1 pseudogene is annotated in these 2,293 nt (G+C 73.8%); it reads left to right on the forward strand.

The annotated features are described in order from the left end of the window. Nucleotides 1–88 precede the first annotated feature (88 nt). Nucleotides 89–2,293 (forward strand): annotated as a pseudogene (locus O3Q52_RS52105) (beta-ketoacyl synthase N-terminal-like domain-containing protein); the annotation flags it as partial.

A 2,293-nucleotide genomic window follows, 5' to 3' on the forward strand; every position in this document is an offset into this window, starting at 1 on the left:
CGTCCCGTCCGCCACCTCGTCAGACTCACCGGCGAACGGGCGGGCGGGTGGGCTGGGGCAACCTGACGACGTACAGCGATCGGCGTCACCCCGCCCGCGCCGTGACGTGCGGCGGCTGGTGCGCGACGTATGGGCGCGCGTACTGGCGCGACCGGAGGCGTCCTTCACGGACCGGGACCGGTTCACCGATCTGGGCGGTACCTCGCTCAAGGCGATGGAAGTGCTCGCCGAACTGGAGCACACCCTTGATGTCACCCTCGCTCCGGCCGTGATGCGCAACGACACCGTCGACGCGCTCACCGACCACCTGCTGGCGGCAGTCGACGACACGCCAGACCGGCGGCCGTATGCCCCCGACGAGCGGGGAACGGTACCCGCCCGAGCCGGCACGCCCGCGACGGCGATCGTCGGGATGGCCTGCCGTCTCCCCGGCGCGAGCACGCCGGAGGAGTTCTGGGACCTGCTGGCCACCGGCCGGGACGCCGTCACCGCGGTACCGCCGGACCGCTGGGACGGCACACCCTCGGCACAGGCGGCCGGGCAGGCGTCCACCAACTCCGGCGGACGCTGGGGGTCCTTCCTCGACGACCCGGCCGACTTCGACGCCGGGCATTTCGGCATCGGTGACGAGGAGGCCCGCACGCTCGACCCGCAGGCACGGATCTTCCTCGAACTCGCCCACGAGGCACTGGAACGGGCGGGGTATGCCGGGAACCGCCGCCGCGGCCTGCGCGTCGGCGTGTTCGCCGCCGTCGGAGACAGTGGCTATCGGCAGGTCCTCGCCGACGCGACCCCGGCCGGTACGCCACCGGCGGCCACCGCCCTGACCGGCAACCTGCCCAACCTCGTCGCCGCCCGTGTCGCGCACTGTCTCGACCTCGACGGGCCGGCGCTCGCCGTGGACACCGCGTGCTCCTCGGGTCTGGTGGCGCTGCACCTGGCCCGGCGCAGCCTCGCGGACGGGGAGTGCGACATCGCCGTGGTCGGCGGCGTCAACCTCCACCTCACCCCCGACGGGTACCAGGCGCTGGAGTCGGCGCAGGCCCTGTCACCGACCGGCCGCAGCCGCGCCTTCAGCACCGCGGCCGACGGGTTCGTACCCGGCGAGGGCGGAGCTGCCCTCGTCCTGCGGCCACTTGAGGAAGCCGGCCGTGACAACGACGAGATCCTGGCCGTCGTACGCGGCACCGCCGTCAACAACGACGGCACCTCCCTGAGCCTGATGGCACCCAATCCGCTGCGACAGCACGAGGTGATCGGCCGGGCGTACGAGATCTGCGGCGTCGATCCGCAGTCGGTGACGTACGTCGAGGCCCACGGGACGGGTACTGCCGTCGGCGACCCGATCGAACTCAGGTCGCTGGCGCAGGCCTTCACTGCCCGTACCGACGGGCAGCCTCGACTGCTCGGCTCGGTCAAGACGAACGTCGGACACCTGCTCAACTCGGCCGCCCTGCCCTCCCTGGTCAAGGTCGTGCTGGCCCTCGGGCGGGGCCGGCTGCCGGCCTCGCTGCACCACACGTCGCCCTCCCCCGCGGTCGAGCGGTCCGGGTTCGCCCTGGTCACCGAACTGACCGACTGGGAGTCGCGCGGTCCGCGCAGGGCGGGCATCAACGCCTTCGGGTTCGGCGGCACGAACGCACACGCGGTTCTGGAACAGGCACCGCCGGCCCTCCCGTCAACGCCTGCGCCACGCGCGGGAGGCGGTCCGCACCTGCTGACCCTCTCCGCGCGCAGCGCGGACGGTCTGGCCGCATGGGCGTCCCGTCTCGCGGACCATCTGCGCGACCACCCGGAACTCGACGAGGGCGACGTCTGTCTGACGGCGGCCACGGCACGGGACGAAGGACCGCACCGCCTGGCCATGGTGGCCGACGGGGACCTCCGGGAACGGCTCGCCGCGGCGAGCGCTGCTGGTGACGGCCGAGCGCCGGGAGTGACCACCGGGACGGTTACGAACCGGCCCCGGACCGTCTTCGTCTTCCCCGGCCAGGGCGCGCTGCGGCCGGGCCAGGGCCGTGCGTTGTACGCGACGGCACCGGTGTACCGCGACACGCTCGACGAGGCGTCGGCCCGGGTCGGCGCCGTACACGGGCGGCAGTTGACGTCCTGGTGCGTGGACGCGGAGGTGGATGCGCAGGCGCAGGCCGCCACCGAGGTGGCGCAGCCGTTGCTGGTCGCCCACGGGGTGGCCCTCGCCCGGCAGCTGACGGCCTGGGGCGTACGGCCCGACGCGCTCGTCGGACACAGCGTCGGCGAGCTGGCGGCCGCCTGCGTGGGCGGGGCGCTGTCG

This window comes from Streptomyces sp. ActVer, from assembly GCF_027270795.1.
In the GTDB taxonomy this organism is placed as follows: Bacteria; Actinomycetota; Actinomycetes; order Streptomycetales; family Streptomycetaceae; genus Streptomyces; species Streptomyces umbrinus_A.